The organism is Streptomyces sp. NPDC002309 (assembly GCF_053593375.1).
In genome coordinates this window covers 147577-172731 of the sequence record NZ_JBSFCI010000012.1, presented here as the reverse complement: position 1 = coordinate 172731, position 25155 = coordinate 147577, and the positions used below count along the sequence as shown (strand labels likewise).

At 69.8% G+C, this 25155-nt stretch carries 18 protein-coding genes and 3 pseudogenes; 5 read left to right on the top strand and 16 right to left on the bottom strand.

Annotated elements, in window-relative coordinates:
* Positions 1 to 83: 83 nt before the first annotated feature.
* A pseudogene (locus ACWCPM_RS13300) lies at positions 84 to 257 on the top strand (AEC family transporter); the annotation flags it as partial.
* 1 nt (position 258) lies between these two features.
* Here the strand turns inward: ACWCPM_RS13300 and ACWCPM_RS13295 are convergent.
* From ACWCPM_RS13295 to ACWCPM_RS13255, 9 genes and pseudogenes are all read right to left on the bottom strand, one after another.
* Positions 259 to 842 (bottom strand): annotated as a pseudogene (locus ACWCPM_RS13295) (Uma2 family endonuclease).
* A 96-nt stretch (positions 843 to 938) separates the two neighbouring features.
* Positions 939 to 2222: a thymidine phosphorylase gene (locus ACWCPM_RS13290; RefSeq protein WP_450976245.1), complete on the bottom strand. Its 1284-nt coding sequence runs from the start codon at positions 2220 to 2222 to the stop codon at positions 939 to 941.
* A 70-nt stretch (positions 2223 to 2292) separates the two neighbouring features.
* Positions 2293 to 2694, bottom strand: a complete 402-nt coding sequence (locus tag ACWCPM_RS13285) for a cytidine deaminase (protein WP_450976244.1) — start codon at positions 2692 to 2694, stop codon at positions 2293 to 2295.
* Positions 2691 to 3965 (bottom strand): ABC transporter permease, encoded by a 1275-nt coding sequence (locus ACWCPM_RS13280; RefSeq protein WP_450976243.1) that lies wholly within the window; start codon positions 3963 to 3965, stop codon positions 2691 to 2693. The genes ACWCPM_RS13285 and ACWCPM_RS13280 overlap by 4 nt, the downstream gene beginning before the upstream one ends.
* A complete protein-coding gene (locus tag ACWCPM_RS13275; protein ID WP_450976242.1) occupies positions 3962 to 5080 on the bottom strand; it encodes an ABC transporter permease in 1119 nt (372 codons plus the stop codon). Before ACWCPM_RS13275 ends, ACWCPM_RS13280 begins: the two co-directional genes overlap by 4 nt.
* Positions 5080 to 6732, bottom strand: coding sequence for an ABC transporter ATP-binding protein (locus tag ACWCPM_RS13270; protein ID WP_450976241.1), 1653 nt, complete (start codon positions 6730 to 6732; stop codon positions 5080 to 5082). Before ACWCPM_RS13270 ends, ACWCPM_RS13275 begins: the two co-directional genes overlap by 1 nt.
* A gap of 152 nt (positions 6733 to 6884) precedes the next feature.
* A complete protein-coding gene (locus ACWCPM_RS13265) occupies positions 6885 to 7934 on the bottom strand; it encodes a BMP family lipoprotein (protein ID WP_450976240.1) in 1050 nt (349 codons plus the stop codon).
* A 327-nt stretch (positions 7935 to 8261) separates the two neighbouring features.
* Complete coding sequence (locus ACWCPM_RS13260) at positions 8262 to 9314, bottom strand: BMP family lipoprotein (RefSeq protein WP_450976239.1); 1053 nt, start codon at positions 9312 to 9314, stop codon at positions 8262 to 8264.
* 472 nt (positions 9315 to 9786) lie between these two features.
* Complete coding sequence (locus ACWCPM_RS13255) at positions 9787 to 11034, bottom strand: amidohydrolase (protein WP_450976257.1); 1248 nt, start codon at positions 11032 to 11034, stop codon at positions 9787 to 9789.
* A 266-nt stretch (positions 11035 to 11300) separates the two neighbouring features.
* On the opposite strand from ACWCPM_RS13255, the gene ACWCPM_RS13250 reads away from it, so the two are divergent.
* The gene (locus ACWCPM_RS13250; protein ID WP_450976238.1) at positions 11301 to 11960 is read left to right on the top strand and encodes a class I SAM-dependent methyltransferase; all 660 of its coding nucleotides are present in this window, start codon (positions 11301 to 11303) and stop codon (positions 11958 to 11960) included.
* A 27-nt stretch (positions 11961 to 11987) separates the two neighbouring features.
* Here ACWCPM_RS13250 and ACWCPM_RS13245 read toward each other — a convergent pair whose 3' ends face one another.
* Genes ACWCPM_RS13245 through ACWCPM_RS13230 form a run of 4 tightly spaced genes read right to left on the bottom strand, consistent with a single transcriptional unit; the run spans position 11988 to position 16726 of the window.
* Complete coding sequence (locus ACWCPM_RS13245; protein ID WP_450976237.1) at positions 11988 to 13052, bottom strand: hypothetical protein; 1065 nt, start codon at positions 13050 to 13052, stop codon at positions 11988 to 11990.
* Between the two features lie 58 nt (positions 13053 to 13110).
* Positions 13111 to 14049: an N-acetylneuraminate synthase family protein gene (locus tag ACWCPM_RS13240; protein ID WP_450976236.1), complete on the bottom strand. Its 939-nt coding sequence runs from the start codon at positions 14047 to 14049 to the stop codon at positions 13111 to 13113.
* A gap of 14 nt (positions 14050 to 14063) precedes the next feature.
* Positions 14064 to 15344: a cytidylyltransferase domain-containing protein gene (locus ACWCPM_RS13235; RefSeq protein WP_450976235.1), complete on the bottom strand. Its 1281-nt coding sequence runs from the start codon at positions 15342 to 15344 to the stop codon at positions 14064 to 14066.
* Positions 15345 to 15376: 32 nt separating this feature from the next.
* Positions 15377 to 16726, bottom strand: a complete 1350-nt coding sequence (locus ACWCPM_RS13230; protein WP_450976234.1) for a DUF6716 putative glycosyltransferase — start codon at positions 16724 to 16726, stop codon at positions 15377 to 15379.
* Between the two features lie 198 nt (positions 16727 to 16924).
* Here ACWCPM_RS13230 and ACWCPM_RS13225 point away from each other — a divergent pair, with 198 nt between their 5' ends.
* The 3 genes from ACWCPM_RS13225 (at position 16925) to ACWCPM_RS13215 (ending at position 20273) form a co-directional block, all read left to right on the top strand.
* Complete coding sequence (locus ACWCPM_RS13225; protein WP_450976233.1) at positions 16925 to 17911, top strand: glycosyltransferase family 2 protein; 987 nt, start codon at positions 16925 to 16927, stop codon at positions 17909 to 17911.
* Complete coding sequence (locus tag ACWCPM_RS13220; RefSeq protein ID WP_450976232.1) at positions 17911 to 19242, top strand: alpha-2,8-polysialyltransferase family protein; 1332 nt, start codon at positions 17911 to 17913, stop codon at positions 19240 to 19242. Before ACWCPM_RS13225 ends, ACWCPM_RS13220 begins: the two co-directional genes overlap by 1 nt.
* Positions 19243 to 19427: 185 nt before the next feature.
* Positions 19428 to 20273, top strand: a complete 846-nt coding sequence (locus tag ACWCPM_RS13215; protein WP_450976231.1) for an FkbM family methyltransferase — start codon at positions 19428 to 19430, stop codon at positions 20271 to 20273.
* A 5-nt stretch (positions 20274 to 20278) separates the two neighbouring features.
* On the opposite strand, the pseudogene ACWCPM_RS13210 reads toward ACWCPM_RS13215, so the two are convergent.
* The 3 genes and pseudogenes from ACWCPM_RS13210 to ACWCPM_RS13200 all read right to left on the bottom strand — a co-directional run bounded on the left by ACWCPM_RS13210 (position 20279) and on the right by ACWCPM_RS13200 (position 24952).
* Positions 20279 to 21067: pseudogene (locus ACWCPM_RS13210) on the bottom strand (winged helix-turn-helix domain-containing protein).
* 139 nt (positions 21068 to 21206) lie between these two features.
* The gene (locus ACWCPM_RS13205) at positions 21207 to 23543 is read right to left on the bottom strand and encodes a glycosyltransferase (protein WP_450976230.1); all 2337 of its coding nucleotides are present in this window, start codon (positions 23541 to 23543) and stop codon (positions 21207 to 21209) included.
* The gene (locus ACWCPM_RS13200) at positions 23540 to 24952 is read right to left on the bottom strand and encodes a glycosyltransferase family 29 protein (protein WP_450976229.1); all 1413 of its coding nucleotides are present in this window, start codon (positions 24950 to 24952) and stop codon (positions 23540 to 23542) included. The genes ACWCPM_RS13205 and ACWCPM_RS13200 overlap by 4 nt, the downstream gene beginning before the upstream one ends.
* Between the last annotated feature and the right edge of the window lie 203 nt (positions 24953 to 25155).

Below are 25155 nucleotides of genomic sequence, written 5' to 3'. Positions count from 1 at the left end.
CGACCAGAACGCCCAACACCGTTCGGGGCGTTCGGCTGAGCATGGGTTCTGGCAACAGAACTCACTCCCGCTCAGTCTTTAGGAACGGTGCCGCTCTGCTCGACGTGGTGGTCACCTCGGCACTGCCCGCCGCGCAGAACCTGTTCACCTACGCCGGCCGTTACCGTGTGGGCGAAGTTCTGGCCCGCGAGGCGATCCTGCTCTCCACGGTCCTGTCGGTACCGGTCCTCGTGGTGGTCGCGGCGCTGCTCGGGTAAGTCAGTCCTCCGGGAACCCGCTCGTGTCGATGACGAGGTCGAAAGGCGCCGGCAGCTTGAGGGACTCGCCGAACTTGGCCGTGCTCAGCGCGCGGTACACATCGCCCTTGGGCTCTCCGTAGAGCGTGGCGGTGCGGCCCTCGGGAGCCCAACGGTCGACGAGCAGGTAGACGGGGATGCCCGCCGTGGCGTAGGCGGCGGGCTTGCTGACGCGGTCGTGACGGGCGTTCGACTTCGAGGTCACCTCGACGACCAGTTCGGCGAGGGCGGCCGGGATATGGGTGTCCGACTCCGTGCAGTCCTCCACCGGAGCCACGACGAGGTCCGGGATGAGCATGCCCAGGCGCGATGGCACGGCGATGGCCCTGTCTGGAAAATTTCCCAGTCCTCGGGGATCACGGTGTAGAGACGGCGCTGGATGCGGGCCGCGATCACGTTGTGGCGGTGAGCGGGAGCAGGTGACACGGTGATGATCCCCTCGATGATCTCCACCTTGCTGCCCTCAGGCCGTTCCATCTCCTCCCAGAACCGGACGAGATCGTCCCACCTCCGCTCCGGGTCCTCGCTCACGGTGAGTGCGCTCACGGCGGTCTCCTCTTCGGTGCGTCACCGGTCCAAGCATGCCGAACGGGACCGGTGGTGGTCCACCGGTCCCGTTCACCCGGAAGGGGAAAGCCCAGGTCAGGCGATACGTTCCAGCACCACGGGGGACGGGGTGAACTCCGTGCCGGGGGCCGCGATGTCGTAGGAGCCGGTGACCGCCTGGAGGGCGTAGTCGAAGCGCTCGGGGGTGTCCGTGTGCAGGGTCAGCAGGGGCTGGCCCTCGGTCACGGTCTCGCCGGGCTTGGCGTGGAGTTCGACGCCCGCGCCGGCCTGCACCGGGTCCTCCTTGCGGGCCCGGCCGGCTCCCAGACGCCAGGCCGCGATGCCGATGTCGTAGGCGTCGAGGCGGGTGAGGACGCCGGACGACGGGGCCTTGACGACGTGCTGCTCCTTCGACGTGGGCAGCGCGGCGTCCGGGTCACCGCCCTGGGCCGCGATCATCCGGCGCCAGACGTCCATCGCCGAGCCGTCGGCCAGTGCCTTCGCGGGGTCGGCGTCGCGGATGCCGGCCGCTTCGAGCATCTCGCGGGCCAGCGCCAGCGTCAGTTCGACGACGTCCGCGGGACCGCCGCCGGCCAGGACCTCGACGGACTCGCGGACCTCCAGCGCGTTGCCCGCCGTCAGGCCGAGCGGCGTCGACATGTCCGTCAGGAGCGCGACGGTCTTGACGCCGTGGTCCGTGCCGAGGCCGACCATGGTGGAGGCCAGTTCGCGGGCGTCGTCCAGGGTCTTCATGAAGGCGCCGGTGCCGACCTTGACGTCCAGGACCAGCGAGCCCGTGCCCTCCGCGATCTTCTTGGACATGATCGAGGAAGCGATCAGCGGGATCGCCTCGACCGTGCCGGTGACGTCGCGCAGCGCGTACAGCTTCTTGTCGGCGGGAGCGAGGCCGTCGCCGGCCGCGCAGATCACCGCGCCCACGCCGTCCAGGACGGAGAGCATCTCCTCGTTCGAGAGCAGCGCGCGCCAGCCGGGGATCGACTCCAGCTTGTCCAGCGTGCCGCCGGTGTGTCCGAGGCCGCGGCCCGAGAGCTGCGGGACGGCCGCGCCGCAGGCGGCGACGAGGGGGGCCAGCGGAAGGGTGATCTTGTCGCCGACGCCGCCCGTGGAGTGCTTGTCCGCGGTGGGGCGCGACAGCGACGAGAAGTCCATGCGCTCGCCGGAGGCGATCATCGCCGCCGTCCAGCGGGCGATCTCGCCGCGGTTCATGCCGTTGAGCAGGATGGCCATCGCGAGCGCCGACATCTGCTCGTCGGCCACCTCGCCGCGCGTGTACGCGTCGATGACCCAGTCGATCTGCTCGTCACCGAGTTCACCGCGGTCCCTCTTGGTGCGGATGACGGAGATGGCGTCCATGGCCATGCTGGCTTTCCTTCCGGGGATTGCGAAGAGTACGGCCCCTGCGGACCGGGTCCCAGGGGCCGTACGGGAGTTACGAGGAGAGGTGCTCCGGCCCGAAGGCGTGGGGCAGCATCTCCGACAGCGGCAGGATGCCCGCCGGGGTGTCCAGCAGCAGGCCCGGGCCGCCGAACTCGTACAGCAGCTGACGGCAGCGGCCGCACGGGACGAGCGGTACGCCCCGGCCGTCCACGCACGCGAAGTGCGTCAGCCGGCCGCCGCCGGTGCGGTGCAGCTCCGAGACCAGCCCGCACTCGGCGCACAGGGAGAGGCCGTAGGAGGCGTTCTCGACGTTGCAGCCGCTGATCGTGCGCCCGTCGTCGACCAGGGCGGCGACCCCGACGGCATAGCCGGAGTAGGGGGCGTACGCGTGGGCCATGGCCTCGCGGGCCACGGCACGCAGCGCCTCCCAGTCGACCTCGGCCGGCGGTGTCACTTGCCCTGTCCCTTCCGGTACGGCAGACCGTCGGCCTTGGGCGGCCGCAGTCGCTGCGCCGAGAGCGCGAGAACGACCAGCGTGATGACGTACGGCGTGGCGGAGACGACCTGGTTGGGGACCTCGTTGGTGGTGGCGTACCAGGCGAAGAACAGGGCGCCGGCGGCGAGGGTGATCACCGCGTTGACGTACTTCTTGCGGAACACCATCCAGACCGCGCCGATGATCAGCAGCAGCGCGCCGAGCAGCAGCAGGGCGTGGACGTTCTCGGAGCCGCCGCGCAGGTTGAGGCTGTCCGTGTAGCCGAACAGGCCCGCGCCGATGGCGAGTCCGCCCGGCATCCAGTTGCCGAAGATCATCGCGGCGAGGCCGATGTAGCCGCGTCCGCTGACCTGGCCCTCCAGGTAGAAGGGGTTGGCGACGATGGAGAGGAAGACACCGCCGAGGCCGGCCAGGCCGCCGGAGATGACGACCGCGATGTACTTGTACTTGTAGACGTTCACGCCGAGGGACTCGGCCGCGACCGGGTTCTCGCCGCAGGACCGCAGCCGCAGGCCGAACGAGGTGCGCCACAGGATCCACCAGGTGGCGGGCACGAGCGCTATGGCGACCAGGGTCAGCCAGGAGACGTTGGTGACCAGACCGCCGAGCAGACCGGCGAGGTCGGAGACCAGGAACCAGCCCTGGTCGTTGAGTTCCTTGAGGCCCTCGGAGAGTCCCGGCACGGTGAAGTGGCCGAGGGACTCGACCGCCGGGGACTGCTTGGCGGAACCGCCCGCGTGGCCCTCGAAGGCGAGGGGGGCCAGGTAGCGGGTGGCGCCGAGGGCGAGGATGTTGATGGCCACACCGGAGACGATGTGGTTGACGTTGAAGGTGACGGTCACGAAGGCGTGCAGCAGACCGCCGATCGCGCCGCCGAGGATGCCGACGAGGACACCCGTCCAGGGGCCCCACTGGAAGCCGGCCCAGGCACCGAACCAGGTACCGAGGATCATCATGCCCTCGAGGCCGATGTTGACCACGCCCGCGCGCTCGGCCCACAGACCGCCGAGGCCGGCCAGGCCGATCGGCACGGCGAGCTGGAGAGCGGTGGACATCTGGCTGACGTTGGTGATGCCGTCGGCGCCGGTGATGATGCGGACGAGCGAGATCAGCGCCAGGGCTCCGGCGATGACCAGCAGCAGGACGGGCCACGACATCCGGCGGCCGGTCGGCGCCGCGGACCGCAGCGAGGGCTGGTTGACGTCGGTCGCGGAGACAGGGGCGGTCATCGGCCTGCCACCTCCTTCGTGTTGGGGGCGCCGAGGACGTGACCGGCGGCGAGTTCGGCGCCGACACGGCGCTGCTGGCGGCGCAGAGCCCATTCGCGGACGGCCTCGTAGGAGACGACGACCGCGAGCACGATCAGGCCCTGCATGATGACCGCGATCTCCTTGTCGTAGCCGTGGAAGTCCAGCTCCGGCGATGCCTTGTCGAGCCAGGCCCACAGCAGGGCGGCGAACGCGATGCCGACCGGGCTGTTCCGGCCGAGCAGGGCGATGCCGATGCCCAGGAAGCCGATGCCGGTGGGGAAGTTGAGGCTGTAGGTGTGGGTGTCGCCCATGAGGATCGGCAGACCCGCGAGACCCGCGAGGGCGCCGGAGATCAGCATGGCGGTGAGGACCATCCGCTTGGGGTCGACACCGGAGGCCGCCGCGGCGGACTCGGAGGCGCCGGAGGCGCGCAGGTCGAAGCCGAACCGGGTGCGGTTGAGGACGACCCAGTAGCCGATGCCGAGCAGCATGGCGAGGACGACCAGGCCGTAGATCTCGCCGGCCGCGCCCATGTCGATGCCGGGCACCCAGCCGGAGGAGTGCATCTCGCCGGTGGTGTTGTTGTTGCCGACCTTGACGCCGAAGACGGTCGGCAGCCACAGGTAGCCGATGACGGAGGTGGCGATCGCGTTGAGCATGATCGTCGCGACGACCTCGCTGACGCCCCGGGTGACCTTCAGGACACCGGCGATACCGGACCAGAAGGCGCCGGTGAGCATCGCGGTGAGCAGCAGCAGCGGGATCTGGATCGCGGCCGGCAGGTTCATGTGGGCGCCGACGATGGCGGCCATCATGGCGGCGAGCTGGTACTGGCCGTCGACACCGATGTTGAACAGGTTCATCCGGAAGCCGATGGCCACGGCGAGCGCCGCGATGTAGTACATCGAGGCCTGGTTCAGGATCAGGATCTGGATGTCGGAGAAGCCGGCCTGCTCGAACATCAGGGCGAACGGCTCGACCGGGTTCTTGCCGGAGGCGACCAGCACGATCGCGACCAGCACAAAGGCCACGGCGAGCGCGATGACCGGTCCGGCCACCGCGAGGAGCACGCGCTCCTTGTCGAACTTCTTCATCAGCGGGCCTCGTCTTCCGGAGACTCGGGAGACTTGCGGATCTCGGGGGTCTCGGGGGTGTCTGCCGGGGTCTCGGGGGTCTCCTCGGACTCGAGGTGACCGGTCGCGGCACCCGTCATGGCGGAGCCCAGCTCCTCCGGGGTGATGGTGGCGGGGTCGGCATCGGCCACCAGCCGGCCGTTGTAGATCACCCGGAGCGTGTCGGACAGGCCGATGAGCTCGTCCAGGTCCGCGGAGATCAGCAGCACGGCCAGGCCCTCGCGGCGGGCGTCGCGGATGTGGTCCCAGATCGCGGCCTGCGCGCCGACGTCCACACCGCGGGTGGGGTGGGCGGCGATCAGGAAGCGCGGCTTGTGACTCATCTCGCGGCCGACGATCAGCTTCTGCTGGTTGCCGCCGGACAGCGAGGCGGCGGTCACGTCGATGCCGGGGGTGCGCACGTCGTATTCCTCGACGATGCGGCAGGTGTCGTCCTGCGCGGCCTTCAGGTCGAGCCAGACGCCCTTGGCGTTGGGCTTCTCGGTGACATGGCCGAGGATGCGGTTCTCCCAGAGGGGGGCCTCCAGGAGCAGGCCGTGCCGGTGGCGGTCCTCGGGGATGTAGCCGATGCCCTGCTCGCGGCGCTTGCGGGTGGGCCAGGCGGTGATCTCGTCGCCGGCCAGGGCGATCGTGCCGGAGTCGGCGTGGCGCAGGCCGATCAGCGCGTCGACCAGTTCGGTCTGACCGTTGCCCTCGACGCCGGCGATGCCCAGGACCTCGCCGGCGTGGATGGTGAAGGTGATGTCGTCCAGGAGGGCCTTGCCGCCGGGCGCGGCCAGGCGCAGCGTGTCGACGGTCAGGACCGGGCGGTCGGTGACCGTGGACTCGGCGGTCTCCGGGGTGGGCAGTTCGCTGCCGACCATCATCTCGGCGAGCTGGCGCGGGGTGGTCTCGGCGGGGACGGCCGTACCGACGGTGGTGCCGCGGCGGATGACGGTGATCTCGTCGGCGACGGAGAGGACCTCGCCCAGCTTGTGCGAGATGAAGATAACCGACAGTCCCTCGGACCTGAGCTCCCGCAGGTTGGCGAAGAGCGCGTCCACCTCCTGCGGCACGAGCACGGCGGTCGGCTCGTCGAGGATCAGCGTGGTGGCGCCGCGGTAGAGGACCTTGAGGATCTCCACGCGCTGGCGGGCGGCGACGCCGAGATCCTCGACCAGGAGGTCGGGGCGGACTCCGAGGCCGTAGCGCTCGGAGATCTCCTTGATCTTGCGTCGGGCCTTGCCGCCGATGCCGTACAGCTTCTCGCTGCCGAGGACGACGTTCTCCAGCACGGTGAGGTTGTCGGCCAGCATGAAGTGCTGGTGCACCATGCCGATGCCGCGCGTGATGGCGTCGGCCGGGCTGTTCAGGGTGACCTGCTCACCGTGGATGGTGATGGTCCCCTCGTCCGGCTTCTGCATACCGTAGAGGATCTTCATCAGCGTCGACTTGCCGGCGCCGTTCTCCCCGACGAGGGCGTGCACGGTGCCCTTGCGGACGCTGAGATGGATGTCGTGGTTGGCCACGACGCCAGGGAATCGCTTGGTGATCCCGGCGAGTTCGACGGCGGTCGCCTGACCGTGGACCGCCGCTCCGGCCGGAGGGCTGCTGGACGCGTTGATGGCGCACACTCCTGGGGACGGGGGCCGTCTACGCGCGTAGCGCCCCTACGGCATACAAAGCGGGGCGACGTTCCGGGACGACGGGGTACGGGGAGACCGGCTCCCCGTACCCCGTCGATCGGACGTAACCCCGCGGTTACCGACTGCTCGGCAACGGCTCGTCAGCTGCTCTTGACCCTGATCTCGCCGCTGATGATCTTCTCCTTGGCCGCCTCGATGGCTTCCTGGAGCTCGGCGTCGTCCGCGAACTTCGGGTTGGAGTCCGCGAGGCCCACCTCACCGCTCTTCAGATCGCCCCTGACGATACCGGTGACAGGCTTGCCGTCCTCCACCGACTTCGCAAGGCTGTAGACGGCCTTGGCGACGTCCTTGGTGGCGGAGGTCAGGATCGAGTCCTTGTACTTCGCGAGGGCTTCCTGCTGGTACTGGTCGGAGTCGACGCCGATCGCCCACACCTTGTTGGCGGCCGCGGCCTCGATCACGCCCTGACCGGACAGACCGGCCGCCGCGTAGACGACGTCGGCCTTCTTCTCGATCTGGCCCTCGGCGGCCGTCTTGCCCTTGTCCGGGCTGGAGAAGCCGCCCTCCTCGGCGGTCTGGGTCAGGAACTGGGAGAGGACCTCGACGTTCGGGTCGGTGTCCTTGACGCCCTGCTCGAAGCCCGCCTTGAACTTGTGGATCAGCGGGATGTCCACGCCGCCCACGAAGCCGACGACGTCGGTCTTGGTGCTCTTGGCCGCGGCGACACCGGCGAGGTAGGAGGCCTCCTCCTCGGAGAAGACCAGGTCGGCGACGTTGTCGGCCTCGACCTGGGAGTCGTCGACGACACCGAAGGTGGTGTCGGGGAACTTGGCGGCAACCTCCTTGACGGCCGGCGCGTAGGCGTAGCCGACGCCGATCACGGGGTTGTGGCCCTTCTTCGCCAGCGAGGACAGGCGCAGCACCTTGTCGGCGTCCGTCTCGCCCTCGGTCGGCTCGATGTCGGCCGTCTCGTAGCCGAACTCCTTCGCCGCCTGCTCCAGGCCCGCGTAGGCCGCGTCGTTGAAGGACTGGTCGCCCTTGCCGCCGACGTCGTAGGCGATGGCGAGGCCCATGTCACCCTTGGAGTCCGAGGAGGAACTCTCGGTCGAGGTGCCGCCACAGGCGGAGAGGACGAGGGCGAGGGAGGCGGTCGCTGCGCCCGCGACCGCTATGCGGGAAACCCGGCGCATGTGTGGTGCTCCTGTCGTACTGGTGGATCCGGAGTGTGCGGGTGCGTTCCCGCGTCGTTCAGTGCGTGCCCGCACTTCTCCGCGCGCAGCGCCGGACATACATCTTCGACGCTGGCTTCGCCGCACATTAACGCGCGTAGACCAGCCTGAAAACCCCTTCTGTCCACCTTGTTATGCGGCCGTGGCCAACGGCACTCGGGGTCCGGGCGCAGGCTTGCCATCCGCAAAGGGCGGGCGGGCCGCCGGGAACGGCGAAGCGGGCGGGTGCTCACGGCACCCGCCCGCTTCGTACGGATCTGCTCTTCCGGCCTGCTCAGCAGCCTGCTGCTACTCGGTCTTGACCTTGATCGAGCCGTCGATGATGCCCGCCTTGGCCTTCTCCACCGCGTCCTGAAGGCCCGCGATCTTCGCGAACTCCGGGTTGGTGTCGGCCAGGCCCACGCCGTCGACCTTCAGGTCGAAGGTCTGGACACCGCTCAGGGCCTTGCCGCCCTCCACGGACTTGGCCAGCGAGTACACCGCGCCGCCGACGTCCTTGAGCGCCGAGGTGAGGATGAAGTCCTTGTAGGGGGCCAGCGCCTCCTGCTGGTACTGGTCCGAGTCGACGCCGATCGCCCAGACCTTCGCCGCGGCGGCGGCCTCGATCACGCCCTGACCGGACAGACCGGCCGCCGCGTAGACGACGTCGGCCTTCTTCTCGATCTGGCCCTCGGCGGCGGCCTTGCCCTTGTCGGGGCTGGCGAAACCGCCCTCCTCGGCGGTCTGCGTCAGGTACTGCGAGACGACCTTGACCTTGCCGCCGCCGGTCTCCTCGACGCCCTGCTTGAAGCCGGCCTCGAACTTGTGGATCAGCGGGATGTCCACACCGCCGATGAAGCCGACGGTGTCGGTCTTGGTGGCCTTGGCGGCGGCGACACCGGCGAGGTAGGAGGCCTGCTCCTCGGAGAAGACGAGGGAGGCGACGTTCTTGCCCTCGACGACGTAGTCGACGATGCCGAAGGTGGTGTCCGGGTACTTCGCGGCGACGGCCGTCATCGCGGGGCCGTAGGCGTAGCCGACGCCGATGACGGGGTTGTAGCCCTTCTTCGCCAGGGAGGCCAGCCGCAGTTCCTTGTCGGCGTCGGTCTCGCCCTCGTTGGGCTCGATGTCGGCGGTCTTGTAGCCGAACTCGTCCGCGGCCTTCTCCAGGCCCGCGTACGCGGCGTCGTTGAAGGACTGGTCGCCCTTGCCGCCGATGTCGTACGCGATGGCGAGACCGAGGTCCTCCTTGGTCTCGCCCTTCCCGCCGCTCTCGCTGCTGGTGCCGCCGCAGGCCGTGGCAGCGAGTGCGAGCGAAGCGACCCCCACCGCGACGCGAGTCAGTTTGGATATCCGACGCATCTGAAGTTCCCCATTCTCCAAAGCCCCGCAGTGGGCGCTCGGTTCGGCGCACATTAACGCGCGTAGACACTCCTGGGAACGGGGTACTCCGTGGCCGTTATCCATTCGTGCCGGTGGCCGGTTACGGACAGGTGAACCACCGGCTCGAACGGTGTGCGCCCGGGACGATCCCGGCATGCCTCGGGGCGGCTCCGGAGCGAGCGCTACGGGCAAGGCTGCCGCGCGGGCCAGGGGGCCGCAACCGGGACCGGCCCGGGGGCCCGCGGCCCTGAGAAGCTCCCGCTCGCGCTTCGGGAACCAGGGCGTGTTTCGGAAGTCCCTTCGTCGCCCGAAGGGCGGCCCCGCGGCGTCCGGTGCGTGCTCTCGGCGTGCCGAACGGAATGCCTCGTACTGGACGTAATCGGCATTTCGTCCGGTGCGGCAGGAGTGCGTGCCGGGCGTCGCGGGGCAGAAGGGACTTCCGAAACACGTCCTAGCGGTCGGCGTCGAGCAGGGCCGCGGCGGTGAAGAGCTCCACGCCCGCCTTGATCGCGGACTCGTCGACGTCGAAGTCGCCCTGGTGGAGGTCGCGGACCGTGCGCTCGCCCGGGGTGCGCACGCCCAGGCGGGCCATGGCGCCCGGGACCTGCTCCAGATACCAGGAGAAGTCCTCGCCGCCGAGGCTCTGGTCGGTGCCCTCGACCGACGCCACGCCCCGGCGCGCGGTCATCGCGTCGGCGAGGAGTTCGGTGGCGCCGGGCTCGTTGACGACGGGCGGGACGCCGCGGACGTAGTTGATCTCGGACTTGGCGCGGTGCAGGTTGGCCACCTCGTCGATCGCCGCGTGCACGATGTCGGGGGCGTCCCGCCACGCCACCATGTCCAGGCACCGAACGGTCCCGGAGAGCTCGGCGTGCTGGGGGATGACGTTCGGGGCGTGCCCGGACTCGATACGCCCCCACGTCACCGCCAGGCCGCTGCGGGTGTCCACCCGGCGTGCGACCAGCGCGGGCACGTCGGTGACCACCCGGGCGACGGCGGTGACCAGGTCGGTCGTCAGATGCGGCCGGGCGGTGTGGCCGCCGGGGCCGTCCAGGGCGATCTCCAGACGGTCGCAGGCGGAGGTGATCGGACCCTCGCGCAGGCCGATCTTCCCGGCGTCCACCCGGGGGTCGCAGTGCACGGCGATGATCCTTCTCACCCCGTCGAGCACCCCGCAGTCGATGGCGTCGGCGGCACCGCCGGGCAGCACCTCCTCGGCCGGCTGGAAGACCAGCCGCACGGGCCGCGGCAGCAGGCCCTGCCGGTGCAGGTCGGCGAGGATCAGCCCGGCGCCCAGCACGACGGAGGTGTGCACGTCGTGGCCGCAGGCGTGCGCCCGGTCGGGGACGGTCGAGCGGTACGGGCACTCCGTCTTGGCGTCCGGGATGGGCAGGGCGTCGATGTCGGCCCGCATGGCGAGCATCTCGGGCCCACCGCGCCACTGATCGCCCGGTACGCCGATGTCACAGACCAGCCCGGTGCCGGCGGCGAGCACCCGCGGACGCAGGCCGGCCTTCTCCAGCCGGGCCTTGATCGCGGCGGTCGTGCGGAACTCCTGGTTGCCGAGCTCCGGGTGCATGTGCAAGTCGCGGCGGAACGCGACGAGTTCAGCGCGCAACGGTTCGGGGAGCGTGCCGGGAAGGGCGGCTCCCGCCGCGGCGGCGGCTCCGAGGAGGTCGGCGTCGGACTCCAGTGACATCAGTTGCTTCACCCTCTGAAGGGTAGGACGCCCGGACGGCCAACTGACCCGAGATCAACAAAAGTTCAGCCCGTTAGGGGAAGAAAACCTGGCCGTCGAGCGCATAGGTATCGGTCGGGGTGGGTAAACTCGCCCGATTTCCTTCGGTCGGGCTGATCAGGGGTACCACCCACTCCTCCACGCATACCACGCCCGGCCCCACCCGCGCGCTTCCGTTCATCTGCCGGACCCCCGTGGCACCCGCTCGCGCGGTAGCCTGCGCCACCGTGACCGATCTGGACGCGGCCTTCCTGGAGGCCACCCGTACCTCGTACGACACCATCGCCGCCGACTACACCTCCGCGTTCCCCGACGCGATGGGCGGCGTGCCCTTCGACCGGGCCCTGGTCAGCGCTTTCGCGGAACTGGCCCGCGCCCACTCCCCCGCCCCGGTCGCCGACCTCGGCTCCGGCCCCGGACATGTCACCGCACTGGTGCACGGCCTCGGCGTTCCGGTCTTCGGCGTGGACCTGTCACCCAGAATGGTGGCGCTGGCCCGGCGCGCGTACCCCGCGCTGCGCTTCCACGTGGGCACGATGACCCGTCTGGACCTGCCGGACGCGACGCTGGGCGGCGTCCTGGCGCTCTTCTCGATCATCCATGTGCCGGACGACCATCTGCCGGACACGTTCGCCGAGTTCCACCGGGTGCTGCGACCGGGCGCCCCCGTGCTGCTGTCCTTCCAGACGGCCGACGAGGAGGACGGTCTTCACGTGACAGAGCGCTTCGGGCGCGAGATCGCGCTGGACTACCACTGGCGTACGCCCGAAAAGGTGGAGCGGCTGCTCGGCAAGGCCGGACTCGACGTCTACGCCCGCGTCCGGCGCGAACCGGACGAGGGCGAGCGGTACGCCAGGGCGTTCCTGCTGGTCCGCAAGCCACGATAGGCCCGCCGGAGGCGGGCCCGCGAGGCTCTAGACGGCCTGTACGGCGGACAGGCGGTGGACGTCACGCGCCGTCCCCGTCACCCCGTCCAGGAAGCCCTGGGCGCGGGGTGAGGCCGTCCGGGTGAGCCAGTCGGGGTCGATGTCGCACACGGCGACACGGACCTCGGTGCCCGCGAGCGCGAGCGGCAGGGTGTGGACCACCGTGGAGGGGAAGCTCAGAATGGTGCGGCCGACCGGGCCGCGGCGGGCGATGAGCTCCAGCGGGAGGTCGGGGCGGACCACCTCCAGACCGGTCTCCACGGCCAGCCGGTGGAGCTTCTCCACGCTCTCGCGGCGGTGGGCGAAGTAGCGGCGGGCCCCGTGCGCCTTGGCGAGGGAGTGCACCGCCTCCAGATAGCGGTCGGCGTCCACGACACCGGTCTCCACCAGCGAGGTGCCGACCATGTCCGCGCCCTTGGTGATGCGGGGCGGACCGAAGCGGGCGCGGGTCCAGGCGAAGTCGTTCGCGGTGATCGTGACACCGTCCGGCGTCTGTTCGATGGGCATGGAGGAGAACACCTCGACCCGGCGGTCCCCGCCCGGCGTCAGACGACGCCGGGCCGAGGACGACACCGGGGCGAAGAGCAGATCACGCGGACCGGGACGGGAACCCCGCCGGTGCCAGCGCACCAGACGTTCGCCGCGGGCGAGCTGGGTGACGAACTCCATCGTCGCCGTCCCGTCGTCCACGACCACGAGCTCGCCCGCCCGCGTGATGGTGAGCAGCAGCTGCACGTACCGCGAGAACGGATCGCCCATCACGATCCGGTCCGCGCGGCGCAGCACTCCCATGAGCCCGCCGATCGTCTGGAAGGGTGCGGACGCGCCGCCGCGCGCCTCCTCCCAGCGGACCTCGTAGCCCTCCTCGCGGGCCAGTTCCGCCATGCGCCGCAGCTGGCCGCGGGTCATGGGGTCGAGGGGCGAGAGGACGACGAGGGTGAGCCCCGCGCCGGGCGCGTGGACATGCGCCCACTCCAGCACGTTCAGGAGCTGTACCGGACTCTCGACGAAGGCGAGGGTGCGAGGGCCGGCATTCCCGGCGCGGGGGCTCATCGGCGTACGACCGTCCCGTGATCAGGCGTTGTGGGAGTTGTGGCGGAGGACGTGAAGGTCAGACCTGGTGCGGCTCGCCGGCGGCGGCGGCGATCTCCGCCTCCGCGACGACGCCCTGGACGCGGCGCAGCTTCTTCATCGGGCCGAGCTCCGACTCGTAGACCTGCTTGACGCCGTCACCGAGGGAGGACTCGATGGTGCGGATGTCGCGCACCAGGCGCACCAGGCCCTGCGGCTCGACGGAGGCGGCCTGGTCCGAGCCCCACATGGCGCGGTCGAGGGTGATGTGACGCTCGACGAAGGTGGCGCCGAGGGCGACGGCGGCGAGGGTGGTCTGCAGGCCGGTCTCGTGGCCGGAGTAGCCGATCGGGACGTTCGGGTACTCCTTCTCCAGCGTGTTGATCACGCGGAGGTTGAGCTCCTCGGCCTTCGCCGGGTAGGTCGAGGTGGCGTGGCAGAGCAGGATGTTGTCGCTGCCCAGGACCTCGACGGCGTGGCGGATCTGCTTCGGCGTCGACATGCCCGTCGAGAGGATGATCGAACGGCCGGTGGCGCGCAGCGCCTTCAGCAGCTCGTCGTCGGTGAGGGACGCGGAGGCGACCTTGTGGGCCGGGACGTCGAACTTCTCCAGGAAGGCGACGGCCTCGGTGTCCCACGGGGAGGCGAACCAGTCGATGTTCTTCGACTTGCAGTACTCGTCGATCTTGCGGTAGTCGTCCTCGTCGAACTCCACGCGGTGGCGGTAGTCGATGTAGGTCATCCGGCCCCAGGGGGTGTCGCGCTCGATGTCCCACTGGTCGCGCGGGGTGCAGATCTCCGGGGTGCGCTTCTGGAACTTGACCGCGTCGCAGCCCGCCTCGGCGGCCACGTCGATGAGCTTGAAGGCGTTCTCCAGGTCACCGTTGTGGTTGATACCGATCTCGCCGCAGATGTAGACGGGCTTGCCGGGGCCGACCTCGCGGGAACCGAAGGTACGGAGGCGGGAGTTGGTGCTCATGGCAGGAACTTTCCTTACTTGGTGGAGGGGTCGAGAGAGTCGAGAGAGGGACCGAGGATCCAGCCGGCGATCTCTCGGATCGCGCCGTCGCCACCAGGGACGGTGGTGACCGCGCGTGCGGCGCCGCGCACGACGTCGTGGGCGCTCGCGACCGCCACGGGCCAGCCGACGAGGGCGAAGCACGGGAGGTCGTTGACGTCGTTGCCGACGTAGAGCACGCGCTCCGGCGCGATGCCCTGCTCCTCGCACCACTGCTTCAGCGCGAGGTCCTTGCGGTCGATGCCGTGCAGCACCGGGAGCTTCAGCTTCCGTGCCCGGGCGGCGACGACCGGGTTCTGCTCCGAGGACAGGATCAGCATCTTCAGACCGCTGCGCCGCAGGGCCGCGATACCGAGGCCGTCCCCGCGGTGCACGGAGACGACCTCCCGTCCGTCGGCGTCGATCAGCACCCTGTCGTCCGTCTGGGTGCCGTCGAAGTCGAGCACGACCGCGTCGATGTCGGCGGCGGTCGGAAGTGCGCCGGGCCGCTCCGCGTCGAAGAGCGGGGCCAGGGCGCGGGCGCGGGCGAGGTCGTGCGGGTCGTCGACCTCCAGCACGCGCGCCGGGTCGGTGCGCACCAGTTCGGTGCGGCCGAAGAAGCGGTGCTTGTGCTCGCGGAAGCCGGCCGCGTTCATCGCGTAGGCGGCGCCGGTCTCCAGCAGGTCCTGGGGGCGGTCCTGGCGGCGCGGGCGGAACGACTTGTCGTGGTTGACGCCGTAGCCGCCGCCGGTGCTGCGGGAGTCGGCCGCGGTGACCACGTCGTCGGTGGCCGCCTCGGCGTCCGCGTCCCGCCAGATGAAGCCGTGGAAGGGGGCGACGGTGACGGCGGTGTCGGCGCCGTTCTCGACGACCGCGCCGGCCACCCCGTCGATGTCCTCGCGGATCAGGAACGGGCTGGTGCACTGCACGAGCAGCACCGCGTCGACCGGGGAGCCGTGCAGGGCCTCGTGGGCGTCCATGGCGTGCAGGACCGCGGCCTCGGAGGTGGCGGTGTCACCGGCGATGGCGGCGGGGCGCAGCACGACCTCGGCGCCGGCCGAGCGGGCGGCGGCGGCGATGGCCTGGTCGTCGGTGGAGACGACGACGTCGGTCACCAGCCGCGAGGCCCGGCACTCGCGGACCGCGCGAGCCACCAGCGGTACGCCGCCGACCGGGGCGAGGTTCTTCGCGGGGACGCCCTTGGAGCCGCCGCGCGCGGGGATCACCGCGAGCACACGGCGGACGGTCACGCCTGGGTCCGCTTCCGGGTGGGACATGGGAACTACTCCTTGACCAGGGTTGATGCGGCTCACAGCTCCCCCATCCGCCGGATGACGGGCGCGACCCGCTGGACGCCGTGGCGGTAGGCACCTCGTGCGGCGCGCCGCACTATCTGCCGCACCGGACCGGGCTCCTTGTCGTGCGCGGGGGCGCCGGGCAGCGGGGTGCCGTCGGGGCCGAGGTGGTGCCGGGCGAGGATGCCGGGCAGATAGCCGGGGGCGGTCACCTGCGTGTAGTACGGCGACAGGGGCGCCAGTCCGCCGGGCTGCCGCAGCAGCTTGGCGATCCGCTCCCGGGCAGCGTCGAACGCGGTCTCGTACGAGCCGTCGGCCGCGACGCCCTGCCGGGCCACCCAGTCGGCGTCCGGCGTCGGCCGGTGCCCGGCGTCGAGCTGGTCCCAGGAGGCGAGGCAGCCGGAACCGACGAAGTGGTGGTTGCCGAGCACCTCGCGGACACCGAGGTCGGAGAGGACGACGGTGGGGATGCGGCGGTGCAGCGACTCCAGCGCCGCCGTCGAGCTGACCGTGACGAGCAGGTCGGTGCGGTCCAGGACCTCGCCCATGTTGCCGTAGACGAGCTTGAAGTTGGGCGGCAGTTCGCCGAACTGCTGCGCGAGCTTCTGGTACGGCAGTTCCTCGATGTGGGTGGTGTGCTCACCGGGCCTGGAGCGCAGTTTGAGGAGCACCTCGCGCTCGGGGTGCAGCCGGGCGTGCTGGAGCAGACGGCCCAGCAGGTAGGTGCGGTCCTTGCGGTTCTCGGGGACCGACGGCTGGGCGGCGAAGACGACCGTGTACGGATCGTGTCCACCCGCGTACTTGGCGCCACCCAGGAACGGCAGTGCGACCTCGGTGACCGCGGCGGAGTCGGCGCCGACCCCGTCGTACACCGCGCGGAAGCGCTCGGCGTCCTGGCGCGAGTTGGCGAGCACGAGGTCCGCGCCGTGCCGCAGCAGCAGACCGTCGGCGAGCTTCTCGTAGACGACGCCCACGTAGCCGGTGGCGACGACGGGCCGCTTCTCACGGTCCGCCCAGACGTGCCGCAGGCCGTGCAGCATCGCCTGCACACCGCCCCCGACCAGGGAGAGCACCAGTACGTCGTACGACTCCCGCGCCATGGTGCGCAGGAACTCCACGGCCGTCACCTCGGTGAGGGAATCGGCGGCCACGCCCACTTCCGCGAGCTGGCGGGGCGTGGGGGTGGCCCTGCCGCGCAGCAGAAATCCGTCAAGGTGCGGAGCGACTTGCGCCTCACCTTGCGATCCGGCTTCCATGGACGGGCCCGGAGCGATACGGCTCGCCGTCAGCGCACCCCACTTCCAGCGGGTGTCCGAGTCGGCGAGTACTGCGATCCGCGTCTGCTTCGTTGTACTTGGTGGCACGTCCAAGACGCTAGGAAGCAATTTCTAGTTACCGGCCAACCTCGCCTCAACGAAAAGTTAACAGCAGACCACCGAGAGCCGAACTGGCTCGTCGAAGCCCAGGAAGTACACGCGATGCACCGTTCCGACACATCGAGTTCACCCTCCGTACCCTCACCGGAAAGTTCCGCAGCCGGGCCGCCTCCTAGGCTTTCGCAGGTGCCAAAGCTTTCCGTGATCGTGCCGTTCTACAACGTGCAGCAATACGCCCCGGACAACCTGAGGAGCCTTCGCGCGAACGCCAGGCAAGACTTCGAGTTCATCCTGGTCGACGACAAATCGAAGGACGAGACGCCGGCCATTCTCGAACGCGCGGCCGAAGAGCTCTCCTCGGTCGCCCAGGTGCGCTATATCCGCAGAGAGGAAAACGGAGGGCTGGCCACCGCCCGGAACTCCGGCCTCGACGCCGCGACCGGCGAATACATCACCTTCCTGGACGGTGACGACTGGCTGGCTCCCGGCTACTACAGCGAGCTGGTCGCGGCCATCGAGCGGCTGGGCTGCGACTTCGTCCGCACCGACCACGTCCAGGCCACCCACCGTGCCCGGACCGTGCACCGCGTCCCCGTAGGGCTCCGGGACGAGGTCATGAACCCCCGTGACGCCATCCTGCCCGCCGACCGTACGACTTCCGTCGACTACGCCTACGCGTGGGCCGGGGCCTTCCACCGCCGGCTGCTGGACAAGGGCGTCCTGCACTTCACCGACGGGCTGCGCACCGCCGAGGACCGGCCGTGGATCTGGAAGCTGCACCGCGAGGCGGAGTCCTTCGCCGTGGTCGGCCTGCTCGGCGTCTTCTACCGCCGGGGTGTCGCCGGCTCCCTCACGCAGATCGGTGACGTCCGTCAGCTCGACTTCATCCGCGCGTTCGACCAGGTGGTCGAGGAGACGGCGGCCGACCGTGACGCCGACCGGCTGCTGCCCAAGGCCGTGCGCACCTACTGCGCGATCATCGCCCACCATCTGTCGGAGATCGACAAGTTCGAGCCGTCCGTGGCCAAGCAGCTGCGGATCATGAGCGCGGCGGCCATAAAGCGCATGCCGCAGGACGCCCTCGGCGACGTACTCGACACCATGGACCTGCGGCGCGCCTCCAAGCTGCGGCGGCTGCGGCGCCGGATCACCACAGCGAAGGCGGCTGCCTGATGTCCCGTACCACCCAGATCTTCTGCGTCTCCACGCTGTACGGCGCGGCGACGCTCGCCGCCGCGATCGACTCCGACTGCTTCGAGGAACCCGACCGGCGCGTGCTGCTGGTCTTCAACAACTCGGCGACGCCGGAGACCACGCCGGCGGTCGACGAGATGCCGGGCTTCAGCACGCTGCGCGACCACTTCGACGACGTCCTGTCCTTCAACGAGGCGATCCATCCGTTCCACCCTGGCGCCTGGCAGCCGCGCCCCGACGACATGCCGCTGTTCGAGCGCTATCTGCGGCTGCTGTGGGGGCTCGGCGACGACCGGGTCGAGCTGATCATGGAATCCCTCCAGGTCAACCCGGCGCTGGCACTCGCGCAGATCTTCACCGGGGCCCCGGTCCATGTCTACGCCGACGGCCTGATGAGCTACGGCCCCACCCGCAACAAGCTCGACCCGCTGGTCGGCACCCGGGTGCGGCGCCTGCTGCACCTGGACCTCGTGCCCGGTCTCACCCCGCTGCTGCTGACCGAGTTCGACGTGCCGGCACAGCTGGTGCCGACGGACGCGTTCCTCAAGGTCATGAGCGGCCTCACCGGGGTCGCCGACGACCTGCCCGACCTTCCGGACAATGCCGCGCTGCTGCTCGGCCAGTACCTGTCGGCGCTGAACATCATGTCCACCGCCGAGGAGGAGAACCTCCACGTGCGGATGCTGCGCGGGGCGGTGCAGCGCGGGCACCGGGCCGTCGTGTTCAAGCCGCACCCGACCGCGCCGGCCCGCTACAGCCGCGCCCTGGAGGCGGAGGCCGAGAAGCTCGGTGTGGACCTCACGGTGCTGGACTCCCCCGTCCTCGCCGAGGTGCTGTTCGCGAAGGCCCGGCCCGCCCTGGTCGTCGGCTGCTTCTCGACCGCGCTGTTCACCGCGTCCGCGTTCTACGACCTGCCGGTCGCCCGCGTCGGCACCGAGCCGCTGCTGGACCGGCTGACCCCGTACCAGAACAGCAACCGGCTGCCGGTCACCCTGGCGGACGCGCTGCTGCCCGATCTGGAGAACCGGGCGAGCGAGGAGCCGGTCGCGGACGAACTGCTCACCGGACTGGTCACCGCGGTCGGCTTCACCATGCAGCCGCAGATCCAGTCGGGCACGCGGACCGCCGCCGAACGGTTCCTCTCCCAGCACCTCGGCCCACGCACCCAGCGCTACTTCAAGAAGCGCCGGCTCACCTCGCTGGGCCTGCCCGGCGGCATCCCCGAGCGGCTGTCGTTCCTGCCCCGCAACTCCACGGCACGCCGAGTGGTGCGCCGGGCACGGGCGTTGAAGAAGGCAGTGAAGCGGTAAATGAAGAGGGCGTGAACAGGGCGCGAAAACCGAGAACCACGAAAAGGGAATCTCGGAGCGGCGGCTTTCCCCAGGCGGTGGCCAGGGAAGCCGTCGCAGCCTCTGACCAGCGATTACGGGGAATTACGCAAGGAATACTCTCCACACCTTCAAATGGCAATGACCGCAGGCCTACGATCGCGGCCATGCGCATCTCCCAGGTCGAAGCCGCCAACGCCCGGATGCTGGCCCACGCGCCGTCCGTCCGGCCCGTCGCCACGAGCGACATCATCCGCACGCACCGCAAGAAGCACCCGTACCGGGGCCTTGCGGAGATCGACTCGCCCTACTGCCCGCCGTTCGTCATGTTCTGCGTGAACGATGACGCGGTCGCCCTGGACACCCTGTGGAACGGCACCTTCGGCTACGAGCCCGGCAGTCTCTCCACCTGGGCACGGCTGGCCGCGAAGAGCGCGACGATAGCCGACGTCGGCGCGCACGTCGGCTATTTCTCGATGATCGCCGCACTCACCAACCCCAAGGCGAAGGTGCATGCCTTCGAGCCGGTGGACCAGGTCCACGCGCGGCTCGCGGTGAACATCCGGCTCAACAACGTGCAGAACGTGCGCCGTTACCAGGCGGGTGTCTCCAGCGAGCCGGGCTGGGCCGACATCGGCGTCCGCTTCTCCGGGAACCTGCTCTCGACCGGCTCCTCCCTGGAACACCCGGCCGGCGACGCCGAGATGAAGCGGATCCAGCTGGTCACGCTGGACGAGGTGTTCGCCGACACCAAGCTCGACCTGATCAAGATCGACGTCGAGGGCCATGAGATGTCGGTACTGGAAGGCGCCCGTCAGGTGCTGAAGCGGGACCGGCCCACCGTGATGCTGGAGGCCCTCGTGGGTGCCCCGCTGGACCCGCTGCTCGCCGAGTTCGGCCCCCTGGGGTACGACGCGCACTGGGTCGCCGAGGAGGAGGACACCCTCCTCCCCGCGGACCGCCCCCGGCCGAGCGGCACCCGCAACCTGCTGTTCACACAACGCCGTTACTGAGGTTTTCAGGGTGGGGTCGGTGGGTTGAGGGTCAGGCTGGTGGCGGTGAGGAAGCCGTCGATCAAGCACGTCCGGAGCTGGATTCTGCGTAACTCGCCGCGGAGCCTGCGGTCGAGGTCGTCGGGTGTGTCGAAGACGGTGTTGGCCATTGCTCTGCGCACGAGTGACCAGACGGCGTCGACGGGATTGAGGTCGGGTGCATACCGGACGACAGGGGTGTGACCGCGCCGGCCCCGGGTGCGGGCACGGGGCGGAGTCATCGAGAAGCCGGCTTCGTCCTCGAAGGGGATCCAGGCCCCGCACGCCGCTGCGAGGCTTTTACCCGGGGCCACACCTCCTTCTTCCACAGCTCCACCGCGTGCTCGTCCCGTTCGAGAGCTCTGCGGGCGGGTGCCTGCCAGGACCAGCCGTGCCGTTTCAGCAACCGCCACACCGTCGCTGTCGACAGGCTCACCCGCAGACCCCGGCGGATCACCGTCCGGACCCGGGCCAGGGTCCACCGCTCGTCCTCGAAACCGTGCCCCGTCGGTCCCTTGCCGAATTCCTCCTCCAGCACGGCGAACTGGGCATCGGTGACGGTCGGGGCGTTCGCCGGACCGGCCGACCGCAGGGCCTCCATGCCGCCCTCGCGCCAGGTACGGCGCCGGCGTTCCACGACCGCACACTCACACGCAGGTCTTCCGCGATGACCGCGGTCTTCTCACCCGCCGCGAACCTCTCGCCGGCCTGAAGCCGGATCCCCTCACGAAACGCCCGACGCTCAGCGGTCAGGCCCCACCCTCCGGATACCTCACCCCACCGGCATACCGCAAGGACCATCAACCGTCACCACCCGACGACAACCCGAAAACCTCAGGAGGACGCGCACACGAAGACGCTCCCGGAGTCCGCCTCGGCTCCGGGAGCGTCTTCGTCATGAGGGCGCTCGTCGATTCAGCCGCCCAGGACCGTCCGCAGCTCCGCGGCGTTGGCCTGGGTGATCTTCCACAGCTCCTGCTGACGGCCGTGGACGTCGGCCACCGTCTTCGCGTGGTCGGCGAGCAGGTCGCGGGAGCGCTCCACGAGCACCTCCGCGAGGTTGCGGTCATGCACCGAGACACCCCATTCGGGACGCTCGATGTCGCGCAGGAAGTACGCCATCTTCGGGTGCGAGATCAGGCTGATGATGGGCGTGCCACAGCCGAACGGGATCATGCCCGCGTGACCGCGCATGCCGATGACGAGCCGGGTGCGCGCGTACAGCTCGCGGATCTCGTCGTTCTCGAAGTCGTACATCGGGATGACGGGCATCGAGATGCCGTGTTCGCGGCGCAGGTCGAAGGCGATCCGCTCGTCGTCGAGCGAGTGCGCCACGCACTGGACCTCACCGAGGTCACCCAGCTCGCGCACGGCCTTGGCCATCTGCGCCAGGAAGTAGCCGTAGTCGTGGCCGAAGCGCAGGGTCGCGCGGTCGTAGGCGGCGTTGATGAGGATGGTGTCGTCGCGCTTGACCGGGTCCTGCCAGCCTGCGACGAGCTGGCGCGTGACCGTGGTCGGGCAGGGCTGGAAGCGCACCCTGTCGTGCAGATGCGCCGGGATCATGGCCCGGACCTTCTCGATCGAGCCGTGGTTGCGCAGCCCGAAGAAGGCGGACTTCTCCACCAGCAGCCGCAGCGACTCACGGAACCGCTGGGCGCGGTAGCTCTGCCCGTCGAAGGCGTTGAAGCCGACGGCGTACACCGCGATGGGGACGTCGATGCGCTTCAGCAGTTCGTCGGGGACGTTCCACTGCCAGGCGCTGTTGCCGTTCGGCATGGTGTCCGGGATGAACAGGCCGCCGCCGCCGATGACCATCCCGCGGCGGGCGTTGACGCGCTCCAGGGCCGCCTCGTCGAACAGGCGGTGGGCGTGCACGGAGTGCCAGCGGCGGCCCGTGGTGTCGGCGTCGAAGGCGAGGCGGACGCTCTCCGGGAGGAGTTTGTCGCCCGCGTTGCCCTGCCGGTCCATGTAGAACGCGACGTGCGCGAGTTGCTCGGAGGCGCTGCCGGACTGCTGGGCCGGCATGCCGATGGTGCGCTGGTGCCAGATCCGGCTGGCCCGGTGCGTCGGGTCGACGGTCAAGCCCTGGACGGCGTGCTTGTGCGCGGCGGCGTCCTCGCCGTGCACCCAGGAGACCAGGGCGAGCCGGGCGAAGGCGGTCGCGGCGCGGTTGGGCGCGGCGGTGGCCAGCAGCAGCTGGGCCTGGGCCTCGTCGTAGCGGGAGACGGCCAGCAGGGCGTGCCCGTAGACCTCGTGCGGCCAGGCCTCGTCGACGGGGATGTGGACGCGCTCCATGATGTCGACGGCGGCCTGGTAGTCGCCGGAGCCGATGTGGGCGAGGGCGACCCGGCGGGCGGTGTCGACGTCACCGGTGCGCTCGACGTACGGGGTGCCGTAGTGCACCAGCAGGTCCTGGTGCGTGGTGCCGCCCGCGGCGACGTACGCCGCGTGCAGCTCGGCGTCCGTGATGTCGAACTCGCGCCAGCGCTCCTGCGCCTTGTGGTAGCCCGCCTCGCCGCCCTGCCAGGGCTTGTGGCGGCCGGTGAAGTGCAGGATCGCGGTGTCGTCGGGGACCGCGAGGTCACCGGAGAGCCGCCGCTTGACGAAGTTGTACTTCGGGTCGAGGCGGACGAAGTCGCCCGCCAGGACCGCGTTGAGGATGCCCTGGTCGTGCTTGTCGAGCTCGTAGGCGCCGGTGCGGCCGACGTGGTCGATCTTCGCGTAGAACTCGTCGCTCAGGTACTCCTTCTGAATGACGAGCAGACCGCTGTTGAGCTTGTGCTGGCCGTAGAAGAACTGCGGTACGGCGGCGAGGCCCTCGCGCAGCGACAGCAGTTCCGAGAGCGAACCGAGGACCACCATGTCGGTGTCCAGGGTGATCACGGTGTCGTAGTCGCGGATCTTGAAGACGTCGAGGATGAAGTACGCCTTGCGGACCAGGTAGTTGTCCTGGTCGCCCTTGGCGTAGGAGTCGTAGTGCTCGGCGTCGACGCGTCGGAAGCTGACGCGCGGGTGCAGGGCGCGGATGCTGGCGACGGAGGACGGCTTCAGGTCGTCGTGCAGGACGATGAAGTCCTCGCACACAGACGGGTTGGACAGCGCGAGGGAGCGCAGCAGGGCCAGGAAGCCGGGCAGGTAGTTCTCGTCGACGAAGCTCGCGAAGGCTATGCGGCGCTTGCCGGTCAGCGCGCGGGCGTCGGTGGCCGGGGCCGCGGTGCGAGGCTCGGCGGGGGATATGTGGGTCGCGGTCATCGCAGGGAGATCCTCATGCCGGAGACGCTCTGGGCCCGTTCCATGACCCACGCCTTCTCGCTGGTGTATTCGTGAACGGACGTGATGGGCATCTTCATCGCCGCGTCGATGCGGTACGCACCGCTCTCGTAGAAGTCGAAGCCGATCAGGTCGATGGTGGGGCTGACGTCGAGGAAGTCGAGCAGCCACAGCATGTTGAAGCCGGAGGTGGGGATCGACGGCCACTTGTCCGTGCCCCACTTGCCGATGTTGCGCACGGGCCAGCGCAGCGACTCGTCGCCGAGGTACTTCTGCGCGCCCGGCACGAGGCGGTTGCGCAGCGAGTACTTCCAGTCGCCCGAGATCCCGCCGAAGACCAGCCGGGTGTCGACCTGCTGGTCCCAGTTGAAGCCGTGCTTGTGGATGGTGACGTGGATGTCGGTCCGCTTGCCGGTGTTCGCGGCGTCGATCTTGTACGAGTTGAAGCGGACGACCAGGTCGTAGCCGTCGATCTCGGTGCCCTTGGCGCTCTGGCCGACCTTGCCGGAGTTGGCGATCAGGGCGATGGACTTGCCGGCGATCCGGTTGCGGAACTCACCGAGGCTGATCCACTGCAGGTTGCCGAAGGTCGGGTCGTCCAGCGTGCCGCGCATGCGGTTGCGCCGCTGCTCCGCGAAGAGGCCGATCGTCTCGATCAGCTCGGGGCTGGGGCGGTGCTGGACGCCTGTGCTCAGGTCCAGGTAGTGGCTGAGCGCCTCCTGGAACTCCTGCTCGGGCGCCTCCGTGCGGTCGAGCGCGACCAGCGCGCCCACCAGCTGCGCCTGGGCCCGCTCCCAGTCCCCGGCGGCGTGTGCCGCGAGGCCGTCGGCCCACACGTCGGTCGCAGGGCCCGCGGCGTACGCGGTGGCGTCCGGGACGGTCCGCTTCAGCAGGGTCAGCAGCTCACCACGCTTCTCCTGGGCGGTGCGCAGGCCGGCCACCTTGCCCCGGACGCCGAAGCCGTCCTCCGTCGTGAGGCTCAGGTAGCGCTCGAAGGCGTCCACGGCGGCGGTCGGACGGCCCATGGCCTCCAGCAGCCGGCCGCGCAGCCGCCAGCCCGCGCGCGAGTTCTTGCGCTGCGACAGCACCGTGTCGGTGATCAGCAGGGCGAGGTTCAGCTCGTCGTCGTAGCCGCAGTCCAGCGCCTTGTTGCCGACGGCGAGAAGAGCGTCGAGCAGTTCGTTGCTCAGGCTCGCGCCCCCGACGGCCTTCGCGCCACGCCGGATCAGGTTGCCCGCACTCGGGGAGCCCGACTCGGGCTGCTCCTGGGCGGCCCACAGCGCGAGCAGCTCCCGCAGCTTCTCCGCCAGCACGATCCGCCGGGAGTCGAGGCTGCCCACGAGCTTTCCGCTGTGCACCGCGCAGGCGCGCAGGCAGTCCTCCAGCTCCACAGGAGTGACCTGGGCGGTCGGCGGACCGGCGTCAGTGGTCGCCGATGCCGTGTCCCCTGTTCGGGAACGTGACCATCTGCTGCGAACCGTCATGGTGCTCCTGCTCTGGACGTGACGAAGCAGGCAAGGATCTGCCTCGGTGATCGTGGTGGGTTGGAGAACGCTAAGAAACCAATACGACGAAAAGGTGAACCCATAGGGGC

Coding starts and splice junctions, on each gene's coding strand:
- ACWCPM_RS13290 (WP_450976245.1), bottom strand. CDS start 2,222: ATGGCCATGGACGCCATCTCCGTCATCCGCACCAAGAGGGACCGCGGT.
- ACWCPM_RS13280 (WP_450976243.1), bottom strand. CDS start 3,965: ATGACCGCCCCTGTCTCCGCGACCGACGTCAACCAGCCCTCGCTGCGG.
- ACWCPM_RS13275 (WP_450976242.1), bottom strand. CDS start 5,080: ATGAAGAAGTTCGACAAGGAGCGCGTGCTCCTCGCGGTGGCCGGACCG.
- ACWCPM_RS13265 (WP_450976240.1), bottom strand. CDS start 7,934: ATGCGCCGGGTTTCCCGCATAGCGGTCGCGGGCGCAGCGACCGCCTCC.
- ACWCPM_RS13260 (WP_450976239.1), bottom strand. CDS start 9,314: ATGCGTCGGATATCCAAACTGACTCGCGTCGCGGTGGGGGTCGCTTCG.
- ACWCPM_RS13255 (WP_450976257.1), bottom strand. CDS start 11,034: ATGTCACTGGAGTCCGACGCCGACCTCCTCGGAGCCGCCGCCGCGGCG.
- ACWCPM_RS13245 (WP_450976237.1), bottom strand. CDS start 13,052: ATGAGCCCCCGCGCCGGGAATGCCGGCCCTCGCACCCTCGCCTTCGTC.
- ACWCPM_RS13240 (WP_450976236.1), bottom strand. CDS start 14,049: ATGAGCACCAACTCCCGCCTCCGTACCTTCGGTTCCCGCGAGGTCGGC.
- ACWCPM_RS13235 (WP_450976235.1), bottom strand. CDS start 15,344: ATGTCCCACCCGGAAGCGGACCCAGGCGTGACCGTCCGCCGTGTGCTC.
- ACWCPM_RS13220 (WP_450976232.1), top strand. CDS start 17,911: ATGTCCCGTACCACCCAGATCTTCTGCGTCTCCACGCTGTACGGCGCG.
- ACWCPM_RS13215 (WP_450976231.1), top strand. CDS start 19,428: ATGCGCATCTCCCAGGTCGAAGCCGCCAACGCCCGGATGCTGGCCCAC.
- ACWCPM_RS13205 (WP_450976230.1), bottom strand. CDS start 23,543: ATGACCGCGACCCACATATCCCCCGCCGAGCCTCGCACCGCGGCCCCG.